Source organism: Rhodococcus sp. (in: high G+C Gram-positive bacteria) (assembly GCF_049286785.1).
Classification (GTDB): Bacteria; Actinomycetota; Actinomycetes; order Mycobacteriales; family Mycobacteriaceae; genus Rhodococcus_F.
On record NZ_JBAQEO010000716.1, the window covers coordinates 1 to 1,573 of the forward strand.

1 protein-coding gene and 1 pseudogene are annotated in these 1,573 nt (G+C 66.3%); one reads left to right on the forward strand and one right to left on the reverse strand.

What is annotated here, in order from left to right:
* Positions 1-1,045: cytochrome P450 (locus tag WAW17_RS25915; protein WP_422335738.1), on the forward strand; the 1,045-nt coding region annotated here is incomplete at its 5' end.
* A 255-nt stretch (positions 1,046-1,300) separates the two neighbouring features.
* Here the strand turns inward: WAW17_RS25915 and WAW17_RS25920 are convergent.
* Positions 1,301-1,573 (reverse strand): annotated as a pseudogene (locus WAW17_RS25920) (MFS transporter); the annotation flags it as partial.

Consider the following 1,573-nt stretch of genomic DNA (forward strand, 5'->3'; position numbering starts at 1 on the left):
CGACCGCAGCCTCGGCAAGGCCGACGAGTCGCTGGGCTTCGGCTTGTCCGAGATCCCTGAAGAGTTGCAACGTCGGGCCATGCATCGATTCCGGCGCACCATGCTGTTCCGCAACCCCCCTGACCACCACCGGCTGCGTCGGCTGGTCGCCGACGTGTTCACCCCTCGGCACATTGACGAGTTGCGCGGCCGCGTTATCACACAGATCAATCACCTGCTCAACGTCATGGAGGAACAGGTCTTCGTCGACATCATCACCGATCTGGCGCTCCCGCTGCCTGTGAATGTGATAGGCGAACTTCTGGGGGTTCCCATGGGCGATCGGGCAGTAGCCGCGCCCCTGGTGCGTGCCCTGCTCGCCTCACTGGAACCCGGAGCCAATGTTGCGGCTCTGACCGCCGCCTGTGAAGCCGAAGACCAACTTGCCACGTATTTCGCTGACCTGTTGGCGGTCAAACGCGCCCGCCCCGCCGATGACCTACTCAGCCGACTCGCCGTCGCGCACGGCGACGACGTCTTGGATGACAACGAATGCGTCGGCACCGCGATTCTGTTGTTCGCCGCAGGGTTCGAAACCACCACAAACCTCATCGGCAACGGCGTCGCCGCGTTGCTCGCTCACCCCGACCAGATGCGCCAACTGCGTGCCAGGCCCGACTTGGCGAGCAATGCCGTCGAAGAATTGTTGCGTTACGACTCCCCCGTCCAGACCAACGGGCGCACGGTGCTCGAGCCGACACGGCTGGCAGGAGTCGATCTACATCCCGGTCAGGTCGTATTGACCCTGCTCGGGGCGGCCAACAGAGACCCGGACCGATTCTGTGACCCGGATAGGCTCGACATCACCCGAACCGGGGTCCCACCGTTGTCGTTCGGCGCCGGCATCCACTTCTGTCTCGGCGCGCCGCTGGCCCGGCTCGAAGGATCCATACTGTTCCCGCTCCTGGTGGCCCGTTTTCCCGGTCTCGGGCTCGTCGAGCAGCCTCGCTGGCGTACCGGGCTGTCCTTCCGCGGGCTGTCGAGTTTAAAGGTGGCCACCGGATGAGTCGGGTAGTCCTGCACTACCCCCACCAGAAGGGCTCGAAGGTCCCGGGGGTGAGCGGGAGTTGAACCCGCGACCGAACCACCGCGAACGATCGGGATCACAGCGTCAGCGCGCGGCCTCTCCTTTAGGCCTTGCAGGTCGGGCGCCGACTCGCCCGCACGGCGTGACCGGAACCGGAGTTTTTCAGATGCACTCTCAGGGGGACGGGGTGAAGGCCTGCGGGCGTGGTGCGCGCGAGCGGCGGGTGGTGGGGCCGAGAGCGAGGACCGCCAGCCCCGCCACCAGCACCCCGCGACGCCCGTAACGGTCACCGATGGCTCCGGCGGGAAGCACCAGACACGCCAGCACCAGCGTATAGCCGTCGACGATCCAGGTCAGCTGGGCTTGCGTCGCCCCGGTCGCGACCGCGATCTGCGGCAACGCCGAATACAACGCCGCCATGGCCGCGACCACCAGCGCCACCGCCAGGCACGACACCGTCAGCATCCACCACTGAGCCCTGGTCCACCGGGCGATCTCGACAGTGTC